The following is a 23,981-nucleotide window of genomic DNA, read 5'->3' as shown; positions in this document are numbered from 1 at the left end:
TCAGTCGCAGTCGCGGCAGATGGGCTGCCCGTTCTTCTCCCGCGCGAGCTGGCTGCGGTGGTGCACCAGGAAGCAGCTCATGCAGGTGAACTCGTCCTGCTGCTTGGGCAGGACACGGACGGCCAGCTCCTCGTTCGAGAGGTCGGCGCCCGGAAGCTCCAGGCCCTCCGCCGCCTCGAACTCGTCCACGTCGACGTTCGAAGCCGACTTGTCGTTACGCCGGGACTTCAGTTCCTCAATGCTGTCTTCGTTGAGGTCGTCATCGGTCTTGCGTGGGGTGTCGTAATCCGTTGCCATGTCGCTCTCCCCCTCTGGGTGTCTGCGGTGTCTCAAGCGCCGTAACGCATGAGAGGCCGGACTTGTGCCCGACCTGAGGCGGAGATTTTGCCTCACATCAAGGTCTGTTACTCAATCGACACCCAACTGGACCCCTCACGAGTGATCGTCTTGGGTGGCGAACGGGACCGTACACGGTCCGATTGCCGCACTGCACGGGCGCCACCCCGTGTACTTCCCGTGATCAAGGCGCCCGAAAACCCGGACTTTCCCGGCTTTCACACGGCTTTTGCGATCACGGAGAGTGGACGGCCGAAAAAATGTCCATGTGATCGATCACACACGGCAATCCCCGGCGCAGGTCCGGAAAATTCAGCCAAAAGCGAACGTCCCCAGCGCGTCGGCGGAAGCATGTCAGATCCATGCGCGGGACGCACGTCGAACCGACCTAGATCGGCAGGGTGACCCGCATCACGAGCCCACCCCCCTCGCGCGGCTCCGCGGTGATGCGGCCGCCATGGGCGCGCGCGACGGACCGGGCGATGGAGAGCCCGAGGCCCACGCCCTTGTCGCTGCCTGTGCGCTCGGTGCGCAGTCGCCTGAACGGTTCGAAGAGATTGTCGATCTCGTACGCGGGGACCACCGGGCCCGTGTTCGCCACCACCAGGACCGCCTGGCCGTGCTGGGCCTCCGTGTCCACCTGGACCCATCCCCCTTCGGGGATGTTGTAGCGGACCGCGTTCTGCACGAGGTTCAGGGCGATGCGCTCCAGGAGCACGCCGTTGCCCTGGATCACCGCTTCCCTGCACTCGCCGCGGATCTCCACGGCCTTCTCGTCGGCCTCGGCCCTGGCCTGGTCGATCGCCTGCGAGGCGACCTCAGCCAGGTCCACGGGCTTGCGCTCGACGATCTGGTTGTCGCTGCGGGCGAGCAGCAGCAGGCCCTCCACGAGCTGCTCGCTGCGCTCGTTCGTGGCCAGCAGCGTCTTGCCGAGCTGCTGGAGCTCCACCGGAGCGCCCGGGTCGGAGAGGTGCACCTCCAGGAGGGTGCGGTTGATCGCCAGCGGGGTACGCAGCTCGTGCGAGGCGTTGCCGACGAAACGCTGCTGCGCCGTGAACGCGCGCTCCAGGCGGTCCAGCATCTCGTCGAAGGTGTCCGACAGCTCCTTGAGCTCGTCGTCGGGACCGTCCAGCTCGATGCGGCGCGTCAGGTCCGTGCCGGCGACCCGGCGCGCGGTGCGCGTGATCCGGCCGAGCGGGGACAGGACGCGGCCCGCCATGGCGTAGCCGAAGGCGAAGGCGATGACGGCGAGGCCCATCAGGGCCATCAGGGAGCGGCTGAGCAGCACGTCGAGGGCGTGCTGGCGCTGCTTGTTGACGCAGGAGTTCATCAGGTCGTTCAGCTCGCTCGCCGAGATGTTCCCCGGCGGGAAATTGCAGCTGGTGCTGATGACGTGCCCGTCGGTGACCTTGAACGGCAGGTCGCCGCCCACGTCGAGGGCCTGCGCGGCCAGCAGGTAGATGATCGAGAGCAGCAGGATGCCCGCGATCAGGAACATGCCGCCGTAGAGCAGCGTGAGCCGTATCCGGATGGTCGGGCGGAGCCAGGGGAAGGGCGGCTCCGCCTTCGTCCCGGGCTTCCATGTCGGTTTCGGTGGCGCCTGAGAGGGTGGCGCGGGTGCGGCAGCCATCGAGGGATCAGATCCGGTAGCCCGAGCCGGGCACGGTGACGATGACGGCGGGCTCGCCCAGCTTGCGGCGCAGGGTCATCACGGTGACCCGCACGACGTTGGTGAACGGGTCCGTGTTCTCGTCCCAGGCCTTCTCCAGGAGCTGCTCGGCCGAGACGACGGCGCCCTCGCTGCGCAGCAGCACCTCGAGGACGGCGAACTCCTTGGGGGCGAGCTGGATCTCCTTGCCGTCCCTGAACACCTCGCGGCGGTTCGGGTCGAGCTTGATCCCGGCGCGCTCCAGGACGGGCGGCAGCGGCATGCTCGTACGCCGCCCCAGGGCCCGCACACGGGCCGTCAGCTCGCTGAACGCGAAGGGCTTGGGGAGATAGTCGTCCGCCCCGATCTCCAGGCCCTCCACGCGGTCGCTGACGTCGCCGGAGGCGGTCAGCATCAGGATGCGGGTGGGCATGCCCAGCTCGACGAGCTTGCGGGCCACGTCGTCGCCGTGCACGAGCGGGAGGTCGCGGTCGAGGACGACCACGTCGTAGTCGTTGACGCCGATGCGCTCCAGGGCGGCCGCACCGTCGTACACGACGTCGACGGCCATGGCCTCCCGGCGGAGTCCGGTGGCCACCGCATCGGCGAGCAGTTGCTCGTCCTCGACGACGAGTACGCGCACGTCGCTTGTCCTTCCTCTGGTCGCCCACCAGCGCGTTTCTCGGGCCGCGCGGGCAGGTTCGGTGTGAGCTGTGGCCCCCATCCTGCCCCTTTCGGCCATAAACCGGCTGTAAGACGGACTGGCGTCCCGGGGAATGCGGGATTTTCTGCGCGGGTTGAGGTTTCTGCGGAAGGGGCCTTGGGGAGGACGGCTGTACACCCGCGATCACGCTTTGTATGTGGCATGCCACGAGCCGCTGTCGAGACCGCACATCCGCCAGAGGCGACTCGGGACGTGATCGCCCCTTCCCAGGGCACACCCCCGTGCCATCGACCCACGACCCAGGACGAGGGGGCGCAACCATGGACGCATTCACCGCAGGACTTCTGCAGCGCATTAGGGCGGCCGAGACCGACCTGTCGCGGGCGCGCGAGACCGGTGACGACTTCCTCGCCGAGGTCGAGCAGGGCGAGCTGGACGACCTCCGCCGCCTCGCCGCCGAGCACGGCGTGGAGGTTCACGCCTCGAGCGTCTGACGCACGCGGAAGGGCCCCGGCGCCTGGTTCGATCCAGGCGGGCGCCGGGGCCCTTTCGTGTGCGCTCCCGGGCGCCGTGCCGGGAGCTCGCGTGCCGTGAGCCGGAACGCTCAGTCGTGCCAGGCGCCGAGCTCTTCCAGCCAATTCTGGAGCGGCTCGAAGACGCCGGGGGGCGCCGCGACCGTCAGCTCCGGTGAGAGCGGCTCACCGGGGCGGCCGCCGGTGCGGGCGCCGGCCTCGCGCGCGATGAGGTCGCCCGCCGCGAAGTCCCAGGGGTTCAGGCCGCGTTCGTAGTACGCGTCCATGCGGCCGAGCGCCACGTCGCACAGGTCGATGGCGGCCGAGCCGCCGCGCCGGATGTCGCGCACGCGCGGCACCAACTGCCCGAGGACCTCGGCCTGGCGGGCCCTGCGGGACTCCAGGTAGCCGAAGCCGGTGCCGACGAGGGCCAGCTCCAGGGGCGGCGCCACGCGCGTGTGCGCGGGACGGTCGTTCACGAAGGCGCCCCCGCCGAGGACGGCGCGGTAGGTCTCGCCGCGCATCGGGGCGGCGACGACGCCGACGATGGTCTCGCCGTCCTTGCGGGCCGCGATGGAAACGGACCAATCGGGGCGCCCGTACAGGTAGTTGACGGTGCCGTCGATGGGGTCGATCACCCACTGGACGCCGCTGGTGCCCTCGCTGGAGGCGCCCTCCTCGCCGAGCACCCCGTCGTCGGGGCGGCGCTCGGCCAGGTAGTCCGTGATCAGCTTCTCGGAGGCGATGTCCATCTCGGTGACGACATCGACGGCGCTCGTCTTGGTGGCGGCGACGCCGAGGTCCTCGGGCCTGCCGTCGCGCAGGAACACACCGGCCCTGGCCGCCGCCTCCAGAGCGATCTCGAGCAGTTCCGCCTTGAGCGACGCGAGGTCGTCGGCGGTGCGGTCGGCCTCGGTGGCCTGGGGATCGGTCACGTGACTGTCCTTACGCGTACGGGCTGCCGGCGCCGGCGGCTGCCGGCTTGGGGGTGCGGGCGGGGCAGCAGCCCACGGGGCACAGGTCGTGACTGGCGCCGAGGGCTCCCAGGGCGCAAGGAGTGACGTTCCGTCCGCTCTCGGCGGCGGCCCGCTCCAGGGTCAGCTCCCGCACGGCGGCGGCGAAGCGCGGATCGGCTCCCACGGTCGCGGAGCGGCGCACCGGCAGACCCAGCTCGGCGGCCTTCGCCTCGGCCTCGGTGTCGAGGTCGTAGAGGACCTCCATGTGGTCGGAGACGAAGCCGATGGGCGCCATGACGACGGCCGGGACGCCCGCCGCGTGCCGCTCCTCCAGGTGGTCGCAGATGTCGGGCTCCAGCCACGGGATGTGCGGGGCGCCGGAGCGCGACTGGTAGACGAGCTCCCAGGGGTGGGCGACGCCGGTCTCCTCGCGCACCGCGTCGGCGATCAGCCGCGCGACCTCCAGGTGCTGCTTCACGTACGCGCCGCCGTCGCCGTGCTCCTCGGGGCGCCCGGAGGTGTCCGCCGCCGCGTTCGGAATGGAGTGCGTGGTGAAGGCGATGTGGGCGCCCGCGCGAACGTCCTCGGGGAGGTCGGCGAGGGACTTCAGGACGCCCTCGATCATGGGGCGCACGAAGCCGGGGTGGTTGAAGTAGTGCCGCAGCTTGTCGATCCGCGGCGGCTCCAGGCCCTCGGCCTCCAGCGCGGCGAGCGACTCCGCGAGGTTCTCGCGGTACTGGCGGCAGCCCGAGTACGAGGCGTACGCGCTGGTGGCGAGGACGAGGATGCGGCGGTGGCCGTCGGTGACCATCTCGCGCAGCGTGTCCGTCAGGTACGGCGCCCAGTTCCGATTGCCCCAGTAGACCGGCAGTTCCAGGCCGTGGTCGGCGAAGTCCTTGCGCAGGGCGTCGAGCAGGGCCCTGTTCTGGTCGTTGATCGGGCTGACCCCGCCGAACAGGAAGTAGTGCTGCCCGACCTCTTTGAGCCGCTCCTTGGGGATGCCCCTGCCGCGCGTCACGTTCTCCAGGAACGGGACCACGTCGTCGGGGCCCTCCGGGCCTCCGAACGAAAGCAGCAGCAGGGCGTCGTAGGGGCGGGCATCGGGGCTGGCAGCGTGCGCTTCTGGCATGACTTCGATCCTGCCACCCTGCACTGACAGGCGGAAAACCGCGTGTGCGCGGGTCGTGGCGCGCGTAAGCTGTATCAACCACTTTTACGCCTTACCGGAGTCGAGTTGCCCAGCCCCTACCGCGCCATATTCGCCCCGCCCGGAACCAAGAGCTTCTCCGCGGCCGGGCTCCTGGGCCGGATGCCCCTGTCCATGATGGGCATCGGCATCGTCACGATGGTCTCCCAGCTGACCGGGCGCTACGGGCTCGCGGGTGCCCTGTCCGCGACGGTGGCGCTGTCCGCCGCGCTGCTCGGGCCGCAGATCTCCCGGCTCGTCGACCGGCACGGGCAGCGGCGGGTGCTCCGGCCGGCCACGCTGGTCTCGTTGGTCGCCGTCACCGGTCTCCTGCTGTGCGCGAAGTACGAGGCGCCGGACTGGACCCTCTTCGCGTGCGCGGCGCTCGTGGGCTGCGTCCCGAGCGTCGGCTCGATGATCCGGTCGCGGTGGGCGGCCCTCTACGGAGACGTACCGCGCCGACTGCACACCGCGTACTCCTTCGAGTCGGTGCTCGATGAGGTGTGCTTCGTCTTCGGGCCGATCATCTCGATCGGCCTGTCCACGGTGTGGTTCCCGGAGGCGGGGCCGCTCCTGGCGGGCTGTTTCCTCGCGGTCGGTGTCTTCTGGCTGACGTCGCAGCGGGCCACGGAACCGGTACCGCACCCGCGTGAGCAGCACAGCCGCGGATCGGCGCTCCGCGCGCGGGGGTTGCAGGTTCTGGTGGCGACCTTCGTCGCGACAGGGGCGATCTTCGGTTCGATCGACGTCGTCACCGTGGCCTACGCCGAGGAGCTCGGACAGAAGTCGATGGCCAGCGTGGTGCTCGCCGTGTACGCGGCCGGGTCCTGCGTCGCGGGCGCCCTGTTCGGCCTGCTGCACTTCAAGGGGGCGCCCGCTCCCAGGTGGCTGGTGGGTGTCGTCACGATGGCCGTGAGTATGATCCCCCTCCAACTGGTCGGGAACCTGCCACTCCTGGCCGTGGCGCTCTTCGTCGCGGGCCTGTCCGTCGCACCGACGATGATCACGACGATGGCCCTCGTCGAGCAGCACGTACCTCGCGCGAAGCTGACCGAGGGCATGACCTGGGTGAGCACCGGACTCTCGGTCGGCGTCGCGCTCGGCTCCTCCGTGGCCGGCTGGGTGATCGACGCGGCCGGGGCCGGAGTCGGGTACGCGGTGCCGGGAGTCTCCGGCGCGGTCGCGGTCCTCGTCGGGCTCCTGGGCTACCGCCGGCTGAAGCGGCCGGTTCCGCAGCGGGGAGGAAGCACGGATGAGCAGGGCACAGCGGGGCACGCCGGGCACGCGGACGGGCAGCCGGAGGAGCAGCGAAGCCTGGCGTAACTGGGCGGGGAACGTCACCGCACGCCCCGTGCGCGAGGTGACGCCCGCCTCCGTGGAGGAGCTGACGGCGGCGGTGCGCAGCGCCGCGCAGGACGGCCTCAAGGTGAAGGCCGTCGGCTCGGGCCACTCCTTCACGGCGGCGGCCGCGACCGACGGCATGTTGATACGCCCTCAACTGTTGACCGGCATCCGCAGCATTGACCGGGAGAACGGGACCGTCACGGTCGAGGCCGGCACCCCGCTCAAGCGACTCAACATGGCCCTGGCCCGCGAGGGTCTGTCGCTCACGAACATGGGCGACATCATGGAGCAGACGGTCTCCGGCGCCACCAGTACCGGCACGCACGGCACGGGCCGCGACTCCGCGTCGATCGCCGCGCAGATCAAGGGCCTTGAGCTGGTCACCGCGAGCGGGGAGCTCCTCAGCTGTTCCGAGAAGGAGAACCCGGAGGTCTTCGCGGCCGCCCGGATCGGTCTCGGCGCCCTCGGCATCGTCACGGCGATCACCTTCGCCGTGGAGCCGATCTTCCTGCTCTCCGCGCGCGAGGAGCCGATGACCTTCGACCGCGTGCTCTCGGACTTCGACGAGCTGCACGCCGAGAACGAGCACTTCGAGTTCTACTGGTTCCCGCACACGGGCAGCTGCAACACCAAGCGCAACAACCGCAGCGCGGGCCCGGAGGCACCTGTCTCGAAGCTCAGCGGCTTCGTCGAGGACGAGCTGCTCTCCAACGGCCTGTTCCAGGTGGTCAATTCGATCGGCCGGGCCGTGCCCGCCACGATCCCGTCGATCGCCAAGGTCTCCAGCCGGGCGCTGTCCTCCCGGACGTACACGGACATTCCCTACAAGGTCTTCACATCGCCGCGCCGCGTGCGCTTCGTGGAGATGGAGTACGCGGTTCCGCGCGCGGCCCTCGTGGACACGCTGCGCGAGCTGAGGTCCATGGTCGACCGCTCACGCCTGCGGATCAGCTTCCCCGTCGAGGTCCGCACCGCCCCGGCCGACGACATCGCGCTCTCCACGGCGTCCGACCGGGAGACCGCCTACGTGGCGGTGCACATGTACAAGGGGACGCCGTACCACCGGTACTTCACCGCTGCGGAGCAGATCTTCACCGCGCACGAGGGCCGGCCGCACTGGGGCAAGATGCACACCCGCGATGCGGAGTACTTCACGCGCGCGTACCCGCGCTTCGGCGAGTTCACGGCGCTGCGCGACCGACTGGACCCGGACCGCGTGTTCGGCAACGCCTATCTGCGGCGGGTCCTCGGCGACTGACCGGGCGGCCCCCGAAGGGGCCGCCGTCGGGTCACTCCGCCTGCGGCTGGACGTCCGAGCCCTGCGAGGGCGCGGTGGTCGGGTCGGTGGTGCTGCCGCTGTCCGAACCGGAATCCGAACCGGAGTCCGAGCCCGAGTCCGAACCGGAGTCGGAGGACCCGCTGTCCGAGCCCGAGTCGGAACCCGAGTCGGAGGAGCCGCTGTCCGAACCGGAGTCCGAGCCCGTGCCGGAACCGCTGGTGTCACCGGTCGAGGGCGTGGCGCTCGGGTCCGGGGCGGTGGTGGACCCGTCGTCGTTCTGCTGCGTACCGGTGTCCGAGCCGGTGCTGCTGTCGTCGGACGGCGTCTGCGTGGTGTCCGGGGTGGTGTCGCTGTCGGACGACGAGTTCCGCCCCTTGAAGGCGTCACCGATGGTGGTGCCGCCGCCACCGCCACCGAAGGTGTGGCCCGACACCAGTTCGTACGTCGTGATGCCGCACATGGTGACGCCGAACACGAGCGCCGCGGCGATCAGGGGCCGCTTCCAGCTCTTGATGCGTGAACGGTGCACGGTGCCCTCGGTGAACTCGTCGTCGCCGTCCGCGCCGCCTTCGACGAACTCGCCGCCTTCGGCGTGCCCGCCGTCGGGGACGCGCAGCATCCGCGTCGCCTGGTCGACCGTCTCCGGGCTGATCAGCTGGGTCTTCTCGGCGTCGGCCGCGGCGGTCGCGCCCACGGCGCCCAGCAGTTGGGTCTTGTCGGTGTCCTCGTCGGGCAGCAGGTCGGCGACCGCGCCCGTGTCGAGCAGCTGGGTCCCCGCGGTGGCCGAGTCGGGGATCCGCTCCATGGCGGTGGCCTGCTCAAGGACGGAGTGCTGCGGAAGGTCCGTCGCCGCTTCGGCGTCCGCCGCCGGGGCCGCGTGCGTCCCCCAGGTCGTGGTGGTCGGCAACGCCGTCATGGGCGGTCGCGCCGCGGGCGGCTCGGAGCCCGTGACCATGGCACGCGTGGCGTCCATCGAGGAGTCCGAGCGGAACGTACGGGGCACTGGCGTGCCCTGCGCCGTCACCGGCACCTGCCGGGTCTTCGGCTTCACCACCCGGACGTCGCGTATCTGCTCACCGGTGCGCCTGAAGAAGTGCTGGAAGAGCGTGCCGCCGCAGGTGGCGAGGGCGCTGACCACGCCCGCGCCGAGGATCGTCCCGTAGACACCGAGGCCGGAGGCGAGCTTCGCGGCCACGACGGCGGCGACCGCACTGCCCGCCACCTGCGGGACGCTCAGATCCAGCCGCTTCTCCTTGGGCTTCTCCTCCATGTCCTCGGATATGTCCTCGGAGATCTCCGGCTTCTTGCCCATCGTCGAACCTTGCCTGCCTTTCGCGACAAAACCACCCATGCTCCAGCGAAGCCCCCAAGAGTAAGCGAACTCCCTGGGACGCAAGAGAAAGGACGTATCGGAGGAGGAATCAGTTCCGGTTCCGGAGATTTCGTGAAGCAGAACACGCGGAGCCCACACATCGCCCGCCACGATCGGGAGCCCCCGGCCCCAACTCCCGCGCCCCGACAGAACTTCGGCGGCGTGCCGATCCACGCAAGTGGCCCGAATGGAGTACTGTTGCGAGCCCTGGGTCCGGTCTCCCGCCAGGGTGCTCGGGTCCTGCCAGGACCGTGGGGAGGGGGTTCGCTGCACAGGGTGACGGAGTCCGTCACTTAGCGTTGCGAATAGGTAACCGTGCCATAACGGCGAACCAGGGCCCATGCCCGACACGCCGGGCAACTCGGCAAGGTTGTGGCAGGCTGCACCCGGGCAGGCCACACTCGACTAGCGGAAGCAGCGACGCACGTGACGTCGGCAGGCACCACCCGGGAGGTCCCCATGCCCGAACTGCGTGTCGTGGCCGTCTCTAACGACGGCACACGGCTGGTGCTGAAGGCTGCGGACAGCACGGAGTACACGCTGCCGATCGACGAGCGCCTCCGGGCCGCCGTACGTGGCGACCGTCCGCGCCTCGGCCAGATCGAGATCGAGGTGGAGAGCCACCTCCGCCCGCGCGACATTCAGGCGCGTATACGGGCAGGCGCGACCGCCGAGGAGGTCGCGCAGTTCGCCGGCATCCCGGTCGACCGGGTGCGCCGCTTCGAGGGCCCCGTGCTCGCGGAGCGCGCGTTCATGGCCGAGCGCGCCAGGAAGACTCCCGTGCGCCGCCCCGGCGAGAACGCGGGACCCCAGCTGGGCGAGGCGGTGCAGGAGCGTCTCCTGCTGCGCGGCGCCGACAAGGACACGGTCCAGTGGGACTCCTGGCGCCGGGACGACGGCACCTGGGAGGTCCTGCTCGTCTACCGGGTCGCGGGCGAACCGCACTCGGCGAGCTGGACGTACGACCCGCCCCGCAGGCTCGTCCAGGCCGTCGACGACGAGGCGCGCTCGCTGATCGGCGAGTCCGACGACATCGGCACGCCCGAACCCACGTTCCCGTTCGTGCCGCGCATCGCCCGGCTGCCCAGGGACCGCCCTCTCGACCGGGCCCTGGACCGCCCCCTCGACCGAGCCCTGGACCGGCAGCTCGAGCGGCCCACGCCGCCCGCGGAGCCGGAGCCCGAGGAGACGGAGCTGCCGGCGATCGCCTCGTCCGCCCCGCCGGAGCGCGACTCGCTGACCAGCCTCCTGGAGGCCGTGCCGAGCTACCGCGGCGACCTCGCGGTGCCCGAGCGTCCCGCCGTGGCTCCCGAGCCGCCGCAGGAGGAGCCCGAGCCGCCCGCGGCCGCCGAGGTGGAGGAGCCGGCGGCACCGGCGGCCTCGGCAGGGGCCGGATCGGCGTACGCGGACATCCTGATGCCGCGTGCCGTGGCCGGTCACCGCGACCGCCTCACCGGCACCACCGACCGCCAGGCGGAGGCCGACGGCGTACGCCCCGGCCGCCGCGCCGCCGTGCCGAGTTGGGACGAGATCGTCTTCGGTACGCGCCGCAAGAAGCAGGAGTAGCCCACCTCTTGTACGCGAAGGGGGCCCGCGCCGTTCAGTCGGCGCGGGCCCCTTCGCGTATCGGCTATTGAGGAGTATCGGCTACTGAGGATCAGGGCCCGTCGCCACCGGGCGCGCCTCGTCGGCGGACCACTGCGACCAGGAACCGACGTACAGCCGGGCATCGATGCCCGCCACGGCGAGCGCCAGAATCTCGTGCGCGGCCGAGACTCCCGAGCCGCAGTACACGCCGACCTGGCCCGGATCGCCGTTCGCGCCAAGGGACTTGAAGCGCTCCGCGAGCTCGGCGGCCGGGCGGAAGCGGCCGTCGTCGCCGACGTTCTCCGTGGTCGGGGCCGAGACCGCGCCGGGGATGTGGCCGCCGACGCGGTCGATGGGCTCCACGTCGCCGCGGTAGCGCTCGGCGGCGCGGGCGTCCAGGAGCAGGCCCGAGCGGGCGAGCGCCGCGGCGGCGTCCGCGTCGAGCAGCCCGGTGGCACCGGGTGCAGGCTCGAAGGTGCCCGGCTCCGGCTCCGGCGTCGCGGTCTCCAGGGGGCCGTCCCAGGCGGCAAGCCCGCCGTCGAGAACTCGCACGGACGGGTGACCCGTCCAGCGCAACAGCCACCAGGCGCGCGCCGCGGCCCAGCCCTGACCGCCGTCGTATACGACGACGTCGCGGCCCGCCGAGACGCCGGCGGCGCGCATCGCCGCGCCGAACACGGACAGCTCGGGCAGCGGGTGCCTGCCCTCGCCGGGACCGGCGTGACCAGCGAGTTCTGTGTCGAGATCGACGTAGACCGCGCCCGGCACATGGCCTTTCGCGTACTCGGCGCGGCCGTCGAACGCGGGCTCCCCCGCGGTCTTGGCGAGGCTGAGCTGCCAGCGGACGTCGAGCAGCACGGGGGGCCGCCCGCCCGTCAACTCGCTCGCAAGTTCGGATGCGGAGATGATGGCATTCATGGGGCCATCCTTGCTCATGCTCTGGCCCGCGCGCTCCCGGTCGTATAGCGTGCTCGATCGACTACCGAGCGTCTATTGACCGGACATGGCAGGGTCGCGGCGCCGAAACGTATGCGAAACACCGTTTCGGGCACCCTCAGCGGGGAGTCCGCCGGTTTCGGCGCGGCCCGTGGGCGCCGCGCGGCACCGAGTGCCACGATCGACACGGCGCCACTGACATGTGGGATCCCGAGCCGCGGGCCCCGAGGGTTCCGTTCCGAGGAGAGAGTGACGATGACCGAGGCAGCAGCCCGGCGCGCACCGGGCACCCCTTGCTGGGTGAGCCTGATGGTGCACGGCATGGCGGCGACCCAGGAGTTCTACGGGGCGCTGTTCGGCTGGGAGTTCAGGCCCGGCCCGCAGCAGCTCGGCCCGTACGTGCGGGCGCTCCTCGACGGCAAGGAGGTCGCCGGGATCGGCCAGCTGCCACCCGACCGCCACCTGCCGATCGCCTGGACCCCCTACCTGGCCTCGGACGACGTGGACGCGACGGCGGAGACGGTGCGGCACTGCGGCGGCACGGTGGGCGTGGGCCCGCTGGACGCCGGGGAGGCCGGCCGGATGGCGATCGGCTCCGACCCCGCGGGCGCGGTGTTCGGGATCTGGCAGGCCGCCGAGCACGCCGGCTCGGCGGTGACCGGGGTGCCGGGCGCGATGGTGTGGAACGAGCTGGTGACGCGGGAGACCGCGAGCGTCGCGAAGTTCTACCAGGCGGTCTTCGGATACACCGAAGAGGCCCTCGTATCGGCCGACTTCGACTTCCTCACCCTGCATCTGGCGGGCCACCCGGTGGCCTCCGTGCACGGCGCAGGCCACGCCCTGCCGCGCGACCGGGGCCCGCACTGGATGACGTACTTCAAGGTCGCGGACGTCGACGAGGCCGTGGAGCGGGTCGCCGACCTGGGCGGCCATGTGGTGGCCCCCGCCCGGGAGGGCTCGCACGGGCGGGTGGCGACGGTGGCGGACCCGGAGGGGGCGGAGTTCTCGGTGGTGGCGTCCCTGGCCGCGTAGCCGGGGCTGCCCGGCGCCCGCGGTTCGCTCAGGCGGAGCCGACGGGCAGCACGTCCGGGGAGAGCGGCGCCGCGTGCGCGGTGGCGCTGGTCATCCGGCGCCGATGATGGCGTCGGCACAGCACCTCGTAGCCGATCTCGTCCGCCACGCGGTTCACGTCGCCGACGACGACCTGGGCGCCCTCGACGACCATCGCGCCGTTGACGGTGCGGGCGTTGTGCGTGGCGCGGGCGCCGCACCAGCACAGCGCTTCCACCTGCAACACCTCGACGCGGTCGGCCAGTTCGACCAGTCGCTGCGAGCCGGGGAACAGCTTGGAGCGGAAGTCCGTGGTGATGCCGAAGGCGAAGACGTCGAGTTCCAGCTCGTCGACGACGCGGGCCAGCTGGTCGATCTGCCCCGGCGCCAGGAACTGCGCCTCGTCCGCAATCAGGTAGTCCACCCTGCCGCCGTGCGAGAGATGCTCGACCACGTACGCGTAGACGTCCAGGTCGTCCGCGACCTCCACGGCGTCCGTGACCAGGCCGAGGCGGGAGGAGAGCTTGCCCTCCCCCGCCCGGTCGTCGCGGGTGAAGATGAGGCCCTGGAGGCCGCGCGCCGAGCGGTTGTGCTCGATCTGCAGAGCGAGGGTCGACTTCCCACAGTCCATCGTTCCGGAGAAGAACACCAGCTCGGGCATGGGAAGTTGAGCACCTTTCGGATTGCGCGGGGTGAGAGTGGAGCGGGGCGGGCAGGTGGGGTCAGGACCGCACTTCCAGCAGCGGTACGAGCTGCTCCGCCGGCGTCATCGAGCCGTGGTTGCCGACCATCAGCGATTCCTTCGGCTCGTTGCGCGAGGCGATGAGGACCACGTCGTCCCGGGCCGCCGCGATCACGTCGCCGAGGCGGTCGTACACCCGTTGATCCACCTGCGGGCCGAACCAGCCGGCCGCGATCGCCTCGTCGCGCGAGGCGATCCAGAACTGCTCGCCCAGCACCTCGCGCCACACGGTGAGCACATCGCCCGCCGCGCCCGGCACCGCGTACACATGGCGGGCCCGGCCCTCGCCGCCCAACAAGGCGACGCCCGCGCCCAGCTCCCAGTCCTCGTCGAAGTCGATGCGGGACTGCTCGTCGAAGGGGATGTCGACCATTCCGTGGTCGGCCGTGACGTACAGGGCGCTGCGCGGCGGCAATTGCTCGGCCAGGCGCTGCGCGAGGCGGTCGACATACATGAGCTGGCCGCGCCAGGCATCGGAGTCGACGCCGAAGCGGTGTCCCTTGCCGTCGACCTCGCTGTAGTACGTGTAGACCAGCGACCGGTCGCCCGCGGCCAGCTGCTCGGCGGCCAGGTCCATGCGGTCCTCGCCGGAGAGGCGCCCGTAGAACGAGCCACCGCTGAGGGCGATCTTCGTGAGGGGCGTCGACTCGAAGTGCGGCGCGGACACCTGCGCCGTGCGCACGCCCGCCTCGTGGGCGAGCTGGAAGATCGTGGGGTACGGCTGCCACACCTGCGGCTTCGTCCACGGGTTCCAGCGGAGCTGGTTCATCAGCTCGCCGGTGTCCGGGTTGCGCACGGTGTAGCCGGGCAGGCCGTGCGCGCCGGGCGGCAGGCCGGTGCCCACGGAGGCAAGGGAGGTCGCGGTCGTCGCCGGGTAGCCCGCGGTGATCGGCCGGCCGGTGCCGCCGCGCGAGGACGATATGAGCGAGCTGAGGAACGGGGCCTCGTCCGGATGCGCCCTCAGCTGCTCCCAGCCCAGGCCGTCGATCAGGAACACGCAGGCGCGGTCGACCGGCTGCAGCTCGGGGATCGCGGCGGTGCAGCCGGGCACGCCCAGGTGGGCGCCGAGGGTGGGCAGCAGATCGGCGAGGGATCCGGAGCCGTACGCCGGGACGGGAGCGGAGTGGACGGGCAGCGGCTCTACGTCGTCCCAGGCGGCCTGCGTCATCGGCGGCCCGCGTCCGCGATGGCCTCGGAGAGGGACTGGGAGAACGTGAGGGCCTGGCGCACGGTCTCCGGGCCGTCCCCGGCCTCGCTGACGCGCAGGCTCAGGTCGTCCGCCGTCGTGCTGCCCGTGTACCCGTGGTCCGCCTCGCAGTTGGGGTCGCCGCAGGTCGCGGGCTCCAGGTCGATGCGGGACACGGCGCCCCAGCCGATGGTGAGGACGACCTCGCGGGGCAGCGACCCCGGGACGTACTTCTCCGGATTGGCGACGACGCGGCTGAGCACGACCGACGAGATCCGGCCGATCTGCACGGACTCCGTCGACGTCGTCGCGTACGAGGTCGGGGACGTGCTGTCGGCCGCCTGCTCGTCGGTGTGGCTGACGATGAAGCGGCTGTCGGTCAGGACCAGGACGGTGACATGACGACGGACCTCGTTCGCATCGAACGTGGTCTCCTGGTGCACCAGATACGACGAGATCGGCTCGCCGCCGACCGCGGCCTCCACCGCCTCGGCCACGAGCGCCGGGTAGTAGCCGCTGCGCTCGATCGCCGTGCGGAGCCCTTGGGTCGTCGTACTGGTCTTGGCCATGGGGTCCATCCTAAGGCCCGAAAAGAGACTGCCGATGCCCCTGTGGATAACTCTCCGTGAGGGGTTCGTACGGGGTGGTCGCGAGGTGGTTCAGTACGCGGCGGGCAGGGTGCGCGGGCCGAGGTCGTCGCGGGCGGGCGGCGGCGCGAGCCGGACGGAGGCGCCGAGAACGGTCAGCCCGCGCTCGGCCACGACGACGGGTTCGAGGGCGACGCCGACGACCTCGGGATGGTCGTCGACAAGCCGCGACACCCGCTGCAGCAGCTCTTCCAGCGCGGGCGTGTCCACGGGCGCCGCGCCGCGCCAGCCGAACAGGATCGGGGACGTCTTGATGGACCGCACGATCGCCTGCGCGTCCTTGTCGGTCGCGGGGATCAGCCGGTGCGCGGTGTCACCGAGCAGCTCGGAGGCGGCTCCGGCGAGCCCGAAGGAGAGCACGGCGCCCGCGGCCGGGTCTATGACGGCTCGTACGACGGTGTCGACTCCGCGGGGCGCCATCGACTGCACGACCGGCCGCAGCTCGGCGGGCTTGCCGAGACGCCGGGTCAGGTCCTCGTAGGCGCGCCGCAGCTCGCCCTCACTGGACAGGTCCAGGCGTACGCCGCCGAGGTCGGGGCGGTGCCGCAGGTGCGGGGCCGTCGTCTTCAGGGCCACCGGGTAGCCGAGCTCCTGCGCCGCCTGCGCGGCCTCGTCGGGTCCTGGTGCGGGCAGCGTGCTGCGCACGTCGATGCCGTAGCGGGACAGCAGCGCGCGGGCGTCTTCCGGGGCGAGCTCTGCGCCGCGCGGGTCGCCCTCCTTGGCGAGCAGTTCCGTGATGAGCTCGGCGGCCCCCTGCTCGTCGACGGAGTCGTACTCGGGCACCTTGCCGGGCGTGGCGGCGTCGCGGCGCCACTGGGCGTACTTGGCCACCTGGGAGAGCGCGCGGACGGCGCGCTCGGCGGCGGGGTAGGCGGGGATGAGGCGCGGGGCGAGCTCCGCCTCTGCGGGAGGCGTCGCGTCCTCGGAGGCCGTCTCGGTAGTGGTGCGCTGTGGTGGCGTGTCGGGCGCGTTGGGTCCCGTGCTGGCCGCGGCGGAGAGGGCCTCCGCGAGGCCACCGAGCTCGACGTGGACGACGAGCACCGGCTTCGTGGGGCCGGTGGCGGCGGCAGCGCTCAGGGCGGCGGCGAGTTCCGCGTCCTCCGAAGGGCCCTCCCCCACGGCGGGTATGGCGGTGACCACGACGGCGTCGGTCTTCTCGTCGGCCAGGGCCTGCTCAAGGGCGGTCCGGAAGTCGGCGGCGGACGCGGCCGTCGTCAGGTCCAGCGGCGGCTTGGGGCGCAGCCCTTCGGAGAGGCACACGTCGTAGGTGAGGAGGCCGAGCGACTCGGAGTTGCCGAGGATGGCGACGCGCGGCCCCTCGGGCAGCGGCTGGCGGGCCAACAGGAGGCCGGTGTCCACGAGTTCGGTGATCGTGTCGACCCGGATGACCCCTGCCTGGCGCAGCAACGCGGAGACGGTGGCGTACGGGAGACGGGTGGCCCGCACCGCGTGGCCCGTGGGCGCGATGCCGCTGTGCCGGGCGCCCTGCACGACCACCAGGGGCTTGGCGGCGGCGGTGCGGCGGGCGAGCCGGGTGAACTTGCGGGGGTTGCCGATCGATTCGAGGTACATGAGGGCGACGTCGGTGTCCGCGTCGTCGTACCAGTACTGCAGGACGTCGTTCCCCGACACGTCCGCGCGGTTGCCCGCGGAGACGAACGTGGAGACCCCGCTGGCGCCGGTGACTCCCCCGCCCCTGCGGTGCAGGCGGGACAGGAGGGCGATGCCGATGGCGCCGGACTGGGCGAACAGGCCGATGCGCCCGGGGCGCGGCATCTCGGGGGCGAGCGAGGCGTTGAGCCGGACCTCCGGTGACGTGTTGACGACCCCGAAGGCGTTCGGCCCCACGATGCGCATTCCGTAGCTGCGGGCCTGGCGGACCAGGGCGCGCTGGCGCTCGCGGCCCTCGGCCCCGCTCTCCGCGTAGCCGGCGGAGACCACGACGAGGCCCTGCACGCCGCGCTCGCCGCACTCGGCGACGACCTCGGGGACGTCCGGGGCGGGCACGGCGACGACGGCCAGGTCGACCGGTTCGGCCGGGTCGATGTCGCGTACGGAGCGGTGGGCGGGCACCCCGTCGATCTCGGTGACGTCGGCACCGAACGCCTGGTTCACCGCGTACAGGCGTCCGGTGAAACCCGCGTCCTTCAGGTTGTCGAGAACGCTGCGGCCCACTCCTCCGGCCGCACGGCCCACGCCGATCACGGCGACGGAGCCGGGCGCGAGCAGGCGCTGCACCGAGCGGGCCTCGGCGCGCTGCTCGCGCGCGTGCTGCACCGCGAGCGAGGCCTCCGTGGGCTCGATGTCGAACTCCAGGCGGACGACGCCGTCCTCGAAGCTGCGCTTCTGCGTGTATCCGGCGTCCCGGAACACCTTGATCATCTTGCTGTTGGCGGGAAGCACCTCGGCGGCGAACCGGCGGATGCCGCGCTCCCGTGCGACGGCCGCGATGTGCTCCAGGAGCGCGGAGGCGACCCCGCGGCCCTGGTGGGCGTCCTGCACGAGGAAGGCGACCTCCGCCTCGTCGGCGGGCGCGGTGGCCGGCATGCCCTGCGCGTTGATCCGGTCGTAGCGCACCGTGGCGATGAACTCGCCGCCGATCGTGACCGCGAGACCGACCCGGTCCACGTAGTCGTGATGGGTGAAGCGGTGCACGTCCTTGGCGGACAGCCGGGGGTAGGGCGCGAAGAAGCGGTAGTACTTCGACTCGTCCGAGACCTGTTCGTAGAAGCTGGTCAGGTGCTCCGCGTCCGCGGTGGTGATGGGCCTGATCCGCGCGGTGCCGCCGTCGCGCAGCACGATGTCGGCCTCCCAGTGGGCGGGGTACGCATGGCGGTCCGACGGGGTCTCCATGCCGCAAGGGTAGGGCCGGGCACCGACAGACGGCGGTCGGTCGTACGGGTCGCGGCCCGTGCGTACGGAAGGCACCCTATGGAGGACCGAAGGGCCGTGCCGGTGAGGACCTGGGTCCGCGTCACGCACGCCTCCCGATATGGAACACTGGTCTAGACAACCGTGAGACACCTGAAGGGCAGCATCACATGGCTGAGCGCCGCGTCAACGTCGGCTGGGCCGAGGGCCTCCACGCCCGCCCCGCTTCCATCTTCGTCCGCGCTGCCACGGCCGCCGGCGTTCCCGTGACGATCGCCAAGGCCGACGGCAACCCCGTCAACGCCGCCTCCATGCTGGCCGTGCTCGGCCTGGGCGCGCAGGGCGGCGAAGAGATCGTGCTGGCCTCCGACGCCGAGGGCGCGGACGCCGCGCTCGACCGTCTGGCGAAGCTGGTCGCCGAGGGGCTCGAGGAGCTTCCCGAGACCGTCTGACGTAGAGACAAAAGCTGTACGACTGAGCCGCGCGCTCCCTTTCGGGGCGTGCGGCTTTTTCGTTCCCTGATGCGGCACCAATTCGGCGACGAGAAACAGGCAGAAATAGGCAGCGGAAATTACCCCGCGTCTCGTTCGACCCATTCTCCGAATAGCGCGCTTCTTTGTATACGGCGCCGTTGTTAAACCTGACGCCCCACCGTGTTGACTGCATGTTGCGAAGTCCTCACACGCTCGCCCGCGCGGGGGACGCGCAGCTTGTGGGCGGCCGTCGCACGCTCCGCGTGCAGGGCGGCCAGGGCGCGCGCACGCTCCGCGTCGCCCCGCGCCACGGCGTCGACGATGGCGCCGTGCTCGGCCCAGGACTCCGCCGGCCGTGCCGGGCTCTCCACGGCGTACATCCAGGCGATCTTGTGGCGCAGCTGGGTGAGCAGGGTGATCAGCCCTGGGCTGCCGGAGGCCTGGACGAGCGTCTCGTGGAACCAGCTGCCGAGCGAGCGCAGATCCTCGCTCTGACCTCGCCTCGAGCGCTCCTGCCCCAGCCTGACCAGGCCGCGCAGCACCTTGAGGTGGGCCTCGGTGCGGCGCTGCGCGGCGCGGGCGGCGCCCATGGGTTCGAGCAGCATGCGGATCTCCAGGAGGTCGGCCGCCTCCCGCTCCGTGGGTTCGGCCACGCACGCGCCCGCGTGCCTGCGCGTGACGACGAACCCCTCCGCCTCCAGGGTGCGCAGCGCCTCCCTGACGGGCACGCGCGAGACCCCGTAGCGACGCGCGAGCAGTTCCTCGGTGAGCCTGCCGCCGCGCTCGTAGACGCCGGCGACGATGTCGTCGCGGATCGCTGTGCATACCGACTGCGCGGGAATGCGCATGACTCGACCTCCGCCTCAACGCCCGCGATACGCGGTCGATTGACGCCCGGTCAAGCACGAATGACGCGCGGCCGGAACGTTTACCCGAAGACTCTATTCCACCGGAGTTGAATTTCCGACGAGGGAACTGAATCCGGGGATATTTTTTGGACAGTGCGGAGCCGGGAACGCGAAAGCCCCGGCTCGGGGAGCCGGGGCTTTCGTGGAGTGTGCTGTCGGGTCAGACGTTCACACCGTGCTGGCGCAGGTACGCGACGGGGTCGATGTCCGAGCCGTAGTCGGGGCCGGTGCGGGCCTCGAAGTGGAGGTGCGGGCCCGTGACGTTGCCGGTGGCACCGGAGAGGCCTATCTGCTGGCCGGGGGTGACGTCCTGGCCGACGGAGACGCCGATCGAGGACATGTGACCGTACTGGGTGTACGTGCCGTCCTTCATCTTGATCACGACGTTGTTGCCGTACGCGCCGCCCCAGCCGGCCTCGACGACGGTGCCCATGCCCACCGCGTGCACCGAAGTGCCGCTGGAGGCGTGGAAGTCGATGCCGGTGTGGCTGCCGGAGGACCACAGGCCACTGCCGGCCTGGTAGGCGGTGGAGACGTACGAGCCGGCGATCGGCGACACGAAGCTGTTCAGGCGCTTGCGCTCGGCCTCACGGGCGGCGCGCTCCTTGGCCTCGCGCTCCTTCTCGGCCTTCTCCGCGGCCCGCTTCTTGGCCTCCGCCTCGGCCTTGCGCTTGGCCTCCTCGGCCTTCTTCTTGGCCTCGGCCTCGGCCTTCGCCTTGGCGGCGGCCTTCTGCTGCGCGGTGGCCTGCGCGTCGATCTGCTCGGCCAGGGAGTCGCCGATGGCGACGGCCTGCGTGAGGCCGTCGTGCGGGGCGACCGCGGTGTCGGCGGCGAGAGCGGGGGCGGCGAGACCGCCCACCACGCCCGTCGTGGTGATGGCGGCGACGCCTGCGACCTGAGCGGTGGTACGCGTCAGGCGGCTGGGACGGCGGTGCTTCCCGGTGGCACGGGTGAACCCCATGAAGTGGCTGGTCCTTTCCTTCCTTCTCGCCTACCGGGTTAGCTGACGGGTTCGGAGCAGGAAGGTCTCCTACGGGCCCCCTCCCCTCACGGGAAGAGCGCCCGATTCACCCCAGGGACTTCGGTGGGTCCCCGGCTCCCCTGGCTCGCACCACGGGGACTCGGCGATGACTGTCCGGTGTCGCGGGCGCGACGTACGTCTGGCGGACAGCCGGAGGGAACGCTAAGCGGGGCATCTTTGGATCGACAAACAGAACCCGGCTTTTGTAGTGCACGCCACAGGGCAGAGAGGCAACCTCTACATCAATTCGGACATTTGTGATCGTGTGGTGATTGAAGGCGATCGTGACGGACGCCACGAAGCCCCGGCCGCCGATACCGGCGCCGGGGCTTCGTGGTGTGCCTGGAGAGGCGGACTCGGTCCGCTCAGCCCGCGACCACCGTCACCTCGCCGATACCGAGCGCCTTGACCGGCTCCTCGATCTGCGCGGCGTCGCCCACCAGGATCGTCACCAGGCGGTCCGCCGGGAACGCGCTCACGACGGCCGCCGTGGCCTCCACGGTGCCAGTGGCGGCCAGCTGCCGGTACACCTGTGCCTGGAAGTCGTCCGGCAGGTGCTGCTCGACCTGGTCGGCGAGGGTGCTCGCGACGGCCGCGGCGGTCTCGAACTTCAGCGGGGCCACACCCACCAAGTTCTGTACGGCGGTGTCCCGTTCGGCATCCGTCAGCCCCTCGGCCGCCAGCGTGCGCAGCACCTTCCACAGGTCGTCGAGCGCGGGCCCGGTGTTCGGCGTGTCCACCGAGCCGCTGATGGCGAGCATCGCCGCACCACTGCCGTCGGGCGCGGAGCGCAGCACCTGGGCGAAGGAGCGCACACCGTAGGTGTAGCCCTTCTCCTCGCGCAGGACGCGGTCCAGACGCGACGTCAGGGTGCCGCCCAGGCAGTACGTGCCGAGGACCTGAGCGGGCCACACACGGTCGTGCTTGTCCGGTCCGACCCGGCCGATCAGCAACTGCGTCTGCACGGCGCCCGGGCGGTCCACGATGATCACGCGGCCGGTGTCGTCGGCCACGACCGGCGGCACGGGGCGCGGCTCGGCGGTGTCGCCCGTCCAGGCGCCGAGCGTGTCGGCGAGGAGGGCGTCCAGGTCGATGCCCGTCAGGTCGCCCACGACGACGGCCGTGGCGGTGGCGGGGCGTACGTGCCGGTCGTAGAAGGCGCGCACCGCCGCCGCGTCGATGGCCGAGACGGTCTCCTCGGTGCCCTGGCGCGGGCGCGACACGCGCGCGTCGGCCGGGAAGAGCTGCTTGGAGAGCTCCTTGGCGGCGCGCCGGGCCGGGTTGGCGCTCTCGTGCGGGATCTCGTCCAGGCGGTTGCGGACGAGGCGCTCGATCTCGCTGTCGTCGAAGGCGGGGGCGCGCAGCGCGTCGGCCAGGAGGGCGAGGCCCTTGGACAGACGCGAGGCCGGCACTTCGAGGGAGGCGCGGACGCCGGGGTGGTCGGCGTGCGCGTCCATCGTGGCGCCGCAGCGCTCCAGCTCGGCGGCGAACTCCTCGGCGGAGTGCTTGTCGGTGCCCTCGTTGAAGGCCCGCGCCATGATGGTCGAGACGCCGTCGAGCCCCTTCGGCTCGGCGTCCAGCGGTGCGTCCAGCTGCACCTCCACGGCGACGACCTGCTGACCGGGCCGGTGGCAGCGCAGCACCGTCAGACCGTTGGGCAGCGCGCCGCGCTCAGGGGCCGGGAACGCCCACGGCTTGGGCTCGCCCGCCTGCGGCCGGGGGTGGAAGTCCATGTTCGCGAGCTGATCCGTCACTGGCCCGCCTCCTCGGTGATCTCGGCGGTCTCGGTGTCGGCGGGCGCCGTCGGCTCGTATACGAGGGACGCGCGGTTGTCGGGGCGCAGGCGCGCCTTGGCGACCTCCTGGACCTCCTCGGCGGTCACGTCCAGGACGCGCCCCACGGCGGTCAGGGCGAGCTGCGGGTCGCCGAACAGGACGGCGTAGCGGCACAGCTCGTCGGCGCGCCCCGCGACCGTGCCCAAGCGGTCCAGCCACTCGCGCTCCAACTGGGCCTGCGCGCGCTCCATTTCCTCGGGACTCGGGCCCTCTTCCGCGAACCGGGCGAGCTCCTCGTCGACGGCGGCCTCGATGACCGGCACCTCGACGTCTCCGGAGGTCTTCACGTCCAGCCAGCCCAGGGAGGGCGCTCCGGCGAGGCGCAGCAGGCCGAAACCGGCCGCCACAGCGGTGCGGTCACGGCGTACGAGGCGGTTGTACAGGCGCGAGGACTCGCCGCCGCCCAGGACGGTGAGGGCGAGGTCGGCGGCGTCGCACGCGCGCGTGCCGTCCTGCGGGAGGCGGTAGGCCGACATCAGCGCGCGCGCCGGGACCTCCTCCTCGACGACCTCGCGCTGCTGCTCGCCGATGACCTCGGGGAGCCCGCCGTCGCGCGGGGCGGGCTTGCCGTCGTGGCCGGGGATGGAGCCGAAGTACCGCTCGACCCAGGCGAGCGTCTGCTGGGGGTCGATGTCACCGACGATGGAGAGCACCGCGTTGTTCGGCGCGTAGTAGGTGCGGAAGAAGTTCCGCGCGTCCTCGAGGGTGGCCGCGTCCAGGTCGGCCATGGAGCCGATGGGCGTGTGGTGGTACGGGTGTCCCTCGGGGTACATGAGGGCGGTCAGCTTCTCGAACGCCGTGCCGTAGGGCACGTTGTCATAGCGCTGGCGCCGCTCGTTCTTCACGACGTCCCGCTGGTTCTCCATCGACTCGTCGTCGAGGGCCGTCAGGAGCGAGCCCATGCGGTCCGCCTCCAGCCACAGCGCGAGCTCCAGCTGGTGGGCGGGCATGGTCTCGAAGTAGTTGGTGCGCTCGAAGCTCGTCGTACCGTTGAGCGAGCCGCCCGCGCCCTGGACGAATTCGAAGTGTCCGTTGCCGTGCACCTGCTTCGAACCCTGGAACATCAGGTGCTCGAAGAGGTGAGCCAGGCCCGTACGGCCCTTGACCTCGTGGCGCGAGCCGACGTCGTACCAGAGGCAGACCGCCGCGACCGGGGTCAGATGATCCTCGGAGAGCACCACGCGCAGGCCGTTGGCCAGCCGGTGCTCGGTCGCTGTCAGGCCGCCGGAGCCGGCCTCGGCGGTGGCCGTGTGACCCATGGGCATGTACGTCCCTTCGATCGCGGTGCAACGCGAATACGCGGTGAGCTCTGGACTGCGGCAGGTCCTGGAACACTGAACTGCTGCGAGTCCTGACACTGTATGCAAGCGTGCTGGCACCTGGCGAAGTTCCCGCCGGGGCTACGCCGTGAGCGAGCAGGCGGCCTCT

The 23,981-nt window shown here is 71.4% G+C and carries 21 protein-coding genes and 1 riboswitch; of the genes, 6 read left to right on the top strand and 15 right to left on the bottom strand.

What is annotated here, in order from left to right:
- The 3 genes from ACZ7L4_RS07415 to ACZ7L4_RS07405 form a co-directional block, all read right to left on the bottom strand.
- Positions 1-297, bottom strand: a complete 297-nt coding sequence (locus ACZ7L4_RS07415; RefSeq protein WP_018535993.1) for a DUF4193 domain-containing protein — start codon at positions 295-297, stop codon at positions 1-3.
- Between the two features lie 427 nt (positions 298-724).
- Complete coding sequence (locus ACZ7L4_RS07410) at positions 725-1,966, bottom strand: sensor histidine kinase (protein WP_472100563.1); 1,242 nt, start codon at positions 1,964-1,966, stop codon at positions 725-727.
- 7 nt (positions 1,967-1,973) lie between these two features.
- Positions 1,974-2,627 carry a response regulator transcription factor gene (locus ACZ7L4_RS07405; protein ID WP_266714992.1) on the bottom strand — a complete coding sequence of 218 codons (654 nt, stop codon included), beginning with the start codon at positions 2,625-2,627 and terminating at the stop codon, positions 1,974-1,976.
- Between the two features lie 341 nt (positions 2,628-2,968).
- Here ACZ7L4_RS07405 and ACZ7L4_RS07400 point away from each other — a divergent pair, with 341 nt between their 5' ends.
- Positions 2,969-3,142, top strand: a complete 174-nt coding sequence (locus ACZ7L4_RS07400; protein WP_385765791.1) for a hypothetical protein — start codon at positions 2,969-2,971, stop codon at positions 3,140-3,142.
- 110 nt (positions 3,143-3,252) lie between these two features.
- Here the strand turns inward: ACZ7L4_RS07400 and ACZ7L4_RS07395 are convergent, their stop codons facing one another.
- Positions 3,253-4,095 carry an inositol monophosphatase family protein gene (locus ACZ7L4_RS07395; protein WP_472100561.1) on the bottom strand — a complete coding sequence of 281 codons (843 nt, stop codon included), beginning with the start codon at positions 4,093-4,095 and terminating at the stop codon, positions 3,253-3,255.
- A gap of 10 nt (positions 4,096-4,105) precedes the next feature.
- Positions 4,106-5,245 carry a ferrochelatase gene (locus tag ACZ7L4_RS07390; protein ID WP_472100560.1) on the bottom strand — a complete coding sequence of 380 codons (1,140 nt, stop codon included), beginning with the start codon at positions 5,243-5,245 and terminating at the stop codon, positions 4,106-4,108.
- A gap of 105 nt (positions 5,246-5,350) precedes the next feature.
- On the opposite strand from ACZ7L4_RS07390, the gene ACZ7L4_RS07385 reads away from it, so the two are divergent.
- Complete coding sequence (locus ACZ7L4_RS07385) at positions 5,351-6,625, top strand: MFS transporter (RefSeq protein ID WP_472100559.1); 1,275 nt, start codon at positions 5,351-5,353, stop codon at positions 6,623-6,625.
- Complete coding sequence (locus ACZ7L4_RS07380; RefSeq protein WP_472100557.1) at positions 6,555-7,904, top strand: D-arabinono-1,4-lactone oxidase; 1,350 nt, start codon at positions 6,555-6,557, stop codon at positions 7,902-7,904. The genes ACZ7L4_RS07385 and ACZ7L4_RS07380 overlap by 71 nt, the downstream gene beginning before the upstream one ends.
- 31 nt (positions 7,905-7,935) lie before the next feature.
- Here ACZ7L4_RS07380 and ACZ7L4_RS07375 read toward each other — a convergent pair whose 3' ends face one another.
- Entirely contained in the window at positions 7,936-9,237 is a 1,302-nt protein-coding gene (locus ACZ7L4_RS07375; protein WP_472100556.1) for a hypothetical protein, read from the bottom strand.
- Between the two features lie 519 nt (positions 9,238-9,756).
- Between ACZ7L4_RS07375 and sepH the strand changes: the two genes are divergently transcribed.
- Positions 9,757-10,863, top strand: coding sequence for a septation protein SepH (gene sepH / locus ACZ7L4_RS07370; RefSeq protein WP_472100554.1), 1,107 nt, complete (start codon positions 9,757-9,759; stop codon positions 10,861-10,863).
- A gap of 81 nt (positions 10,864-10,944) precedes the next feature.
- On the opposite strand, the gene ACZ7L4_RS07365 is transcribed toward sepH, so the two are convergent.
- Positions 10,945-11,802 carry a sulfurtransferase gene (locus tag ACZ7L4_RS07365; protein WP_472100552.1) on the bottom strand — a complete coding sequence of 286 codons (858 nt, stop codon included), beginning with the start codon at positions 11,800-11,802 and terminating at the stop codon, positions 10,945-10,947.
- Between the two features lie 273 nt (positions 11,803-12,075).
- On the opposite strand from ACZ7L4_RS07365, the gene ACZ7L4_RS07360 reads away from it, so the two are divergent.
- A complete protein-coding gene (locus ACZ7L4_RS07360) occupies positions 12,076-12,852 on the top strand; it encodes a VOC family protein (RefSeq protein ID WP_472100550.1) in 777 nt (258 codons plus the stop codon).
- A 28-nt stretch (positions 12,853-12,880) separates the two neighbouring features.
- On the opposite strand, the gene ACZ7L4_RS07355 is transcribed toward ACZ7L4_RS07360, so the two are convergent.
- The 4 genes from ACZ7L4_RS07355 to ACZ7L4_RS07340 form a co-directional block, all read right to left on the bottom strand.
- Positions 12,881-13,531, bottom strand: a complete 651-nt coding sequence (locus tag ACZ7L4_RS07355) for a thymidine kinase (protein WP_450810750.1) — start codon at positions 13,529-13,531, stop codon at positions 12,881-12,883.
- A gap of 61 nt (positions 13,532-13,592) precedes the next feature.
- On the bottom strand, positions 13,593-14,780 hold the full coding sequence (locus tag ACZ7L4_RS07350; protein ID WP_472100548.1) for an alkaline phosphatase family protein: 1,188 nt from the start codon (positions 14,778-14,780) through the stop codon (positions 13,593-13,595).
- A complete protein-coding gene (locus ACZ7L4_RS07345; protein WP_399230309.1) occupies positions 14,777-15,367 on the bottom strand; it encodes a DUF5998 family protein in 591 nt (196 codons plus the stop codon). The genes ACZ7L4_RS07350 and ACZ7L4_RS07345 overlap by 4 nt, the downstream gene beginning before the upstream one ends.
- Before the next feature lie 90 nt (positions 15,368-15,457).
- Positions 15,458-18,298, bottom strand: a complete 2,841-nt coding sequence (locus tag ACZ7L4_RS07340; RefSeq protein ID WP_472100545.1) for a bifunctional acetate--CoA ligase family protein/GNAT family N-acetyltransferase — start codon at positions 18,296-18,298, stop codon at positions 15,458-15,460.
- A gap of 188 nt (positions 18,299-18,486) precedes the next feature.
- Between ACZ7L4_RS07340 and ACZ7L4_RS07335 the strand changes: the two genes are divergently transcribed.
- Complete coding sequence (locus ACZ7L4_RS07335; RefSeq protein WP_030021209.1) at positions 18,487-18,768, top strand: HPr family phosphocarrier protein; 282 nt, start codon at positions 18,487-18,489, stop codon at positions 18,766-18,768.
- A 182-nt stretch (positions 18,769-18,950) separates the two neighbouring features.
- Here ACZ7L4_RS07335 and ACZ7L4_RS07330 read toward each other — a convergent pair whose 3' ends face one another.
- From ACZ7L4_RS07330 to ACZ7L4_RS07315, 4 genes are all read right to left on the bottom strand, one after another.
- Positions 18,951-19,637 carry a GntR family transcriptional regulator gene (locus ACZ7L4_RS07330; RefSeq protein WP_472100543.1) on the bottom strand — a complete coding sequence of 229 codons (687 nt, stop codon included), beginning with the start codon at positions 19,635-19,637 and terminating at the stop codon, positions 18,951-18,953.
- A 220-nt stretch (positions 19,638-19,857) separates the two neighbouring features.
- Positions 19,858-20,658, bottom strand: coding sequence for a M23 family metallopeptidase (locus ACZ7L4_RS07325; RefSeq protein ID WP_472100542.1), 801 nt, complete (start codon positions 20,656-20,658; stop codon positions 19,858-19,860).
- Between the two features lie 13 nt (positions 20,659-20,671).
- Positions 20,672-20,834, bottom strand: a riboswitch (cyclic di-AMP (ydaO/yuaA leader).
- Between the two features lie 249 nt (positions 20,835-21,083).
- Positions 21,084-22,451 carry a M16 family metallopeptidase gene (locus ACZ7L4_RS07320; protein WP_472101940.1) on the bottom strand — a complete coding sequence of 456 codons (1,368 nt, stop codon included), beginning with the start codon at positions 22,449-22,451 and terminating at the stop codon, positions 21,084-21,086.
- Positions 22,452-22,468: 17 nt separating this feature from the next.
- Positions 22,469-23,812 carry a M16 family metallopeptidase gene (locus tag ACZ7L4_RS07315; RefSeq protein ID WP_472101938.1) on the bottom strand — a complete coding sequence of 448 codons (1,344 nt, stop codon included), beginning with the start codon at positions 23,810-23,812 and terminating at the stop codon, positions 22,469-22,471.
- Positions 23,813-23,981: the final 169 nt, after the last annotated feature.

The organism is Streptomyces sp. NPDC107575, from assembly GCF_055657265.1.
Note: the sequence above shows the minus strand (reverse complement) of the source record. Positions and strands in the feature narration are given on the sequence as shown.

What these genes read in the sequence shown, in the direction of transcription:
- ACZ7L4_RS07415 (WP_018535993.1), bottom strand. Translation starts at nt 297, where the DNA reads ATGGCAACGGATTACGACACCCCACGCAAGACCGATGACGACCTCAAC.
- ACZ7L4_RS07340 (WP_472100545.1), bottom strand. Translation starts at nt 18,298, where the DNA reads ATGGAGACCCCGTCGGACCGCCATGCGTACCCCGCCCACTGGGAGGCC.
- ACZ7L4_RS07325 (WP_472100542.1), bottom strand. Translation starts at nt 20,658, where the DNA reads ATGGGGTTCACCCGTGCCACCGGGAAGCACCGCCGTCCCAGCCGCCTG.
- sepH (WP_472100554.1), top strand. Translation starts at nt 9,757, where the DNA reads ATGCCCGAACTGCGTGTCGTGGCCGTCTCTAACGACGGCACACGGCTG.
- ACZ7L4_RS07400 (WP_385765791.1), top strand. Translation starts at nt 2,969, where the DNA reads ATGGACGCATTCACCGCAGGACTTCTGCAGCGCATTAGGGCGGCCGAG.
- ACZ7L4_RS07355 (WP_450810750.1), bottom strand. Translation starts at nt 13,531, where the DNA reads ATGCCCGAGCTGGTGTTCTTCTCCGGAACGATGGACTGTGGGAAGTCG.
- ACZ7L4_RS07350 (WP_472100548.1), bottom strand. Translation starts at nt 14,780, where the DNA reads ATGACGCAGGCCGCCTGGGACGACGTAGAGCCGCTGCCCGTCCACTCC.
- ACZ7L4_RS07345 (WP_399230309.1), bottom strand. Translation starts at nt 15,367, where the DNA reads ATGGCCAAGACCAGTACGACGACCCAAGGGCTCCGCACGGCGATCGAG.
- ACZ7L4_RS07375 (WP_472100556.1), bottom strand. Translation starts at nt 9,237, where the DNA reads ATGGGCAAGAAGCCGGAGATCTCCGAGGACATATCCGAGGACATGGAG.
- ACZ7L4_RS07360 (WP_472100550.1), top strand. Translation starts at nt 12,076, where the DNA reads ATGACCGAGGCAGCAGCCCGGCGCGCACCGGGCACCCCTTGCTGGGTG.
- ACZ7L4_RS07380 (WP_472100557.1), top strand. Translation starts at nt 6,555, where the DNA reads ATGAGCAGGGCACAGCGGGGCACGCCGGGCACGCGGACGGGCAGCCGG.
- ACZ7L4_RS07390 (WP_472100560.1), bottom strand. Translation starts at nt 5,245, where the DNA reads ATGCCAGAAGCGCACGCTGCCAGCCCCGATGCCCGCCCCTACGACGCC.
- ACZ7L4_RS07315 (WP_472101938.1), bottom strand. Translation starts at nt 23,812, where the DNA reads ATGGGTCACACGGCCACCGCCGAGGCCGGCTCCGGCGGCCTGACAGCG.
- ACZ7L4_RS07365 (WP_472100552.1), bottom strand. Translation starts at nt 11,802, where the DNA reads ATGAATGCCATCATCTCCGCATCCGAACTTGCGAGCGAGTTGACGGGC.
- ACZ7L4_RS07320 (WP_472101940.1), bottom strand. Translation starts at nt 22,451, where the DNA reads ATGGACTTCCACCCCCGGCCGCAGGCGGGCGAGCCCAAGCCGTGGGCG.
- ACZ7L4_RS07410 (WP_472100563.1), bottom strand. Translation starts at nt 1,966, where the DNA reads ATGGCTGCCGCACCCGCGCCACCCTCTCAGGCGCCACCGAAACCGACA.
- ACZ7L4_RS07330 (WP_472100543.1), bottom strand. Translation starts at nt 19,637, where the DNA reads ATGCGCATTCCCGCGCAGTCGGTATGCACAGCGATCCGCGACGACATC.
- ACZ7L4_RS07335 (WP_030021209.1), top strand. Translation starts at nt 18,487, where the DNA reads ATGGCTGAGCGCCGCGTCAACGTCGGCTGGGCCGAGGGCCTCCACGCC.